The organism is Lysinibacillus sp. CTST325 (genome assembly GCF_054665055.1).
Map to the genome: position 1 here is coordinate 1 of NZ_BAAFHO010000065.1, position 255 is coordinate 255.

1 rRNA gene is annotated in these 255 nt (G+C 53.3%); it reads right to left on the reverse strand.

Annotated elements, in window-relative coordinates:
• A 23S ribosomal RNA gene (locus tag ACYQ73_RS28365) occupies positions 1-255 on the reverse strand; the annotation flags it as partial.

A 255-nucleotide genomic window follows, 5' to 3' on the forward strand; every position in this document is an offset into this window, starting at 1 on the left:
GGATTCTCTCCTCGACTACCTGTGTCGGTTTGCGGTACGGGCACCTCTCACCTCGATAGAGGCTTTTCTTGGCAGTGTGAAATCAGGAACTTCGTCCATACGGACTCGCCATCACAGCTCAACGTTACAGTGTGCGGATTTGCCTACACACACGCCTTACTGCTTGGACGCGCATATCCAACAGCGCGCTTACCCTATCCTACTGCGTCCCCCCATTTCTCAAACGGTGAGGAGGTGGTACAGGAATATCAACCT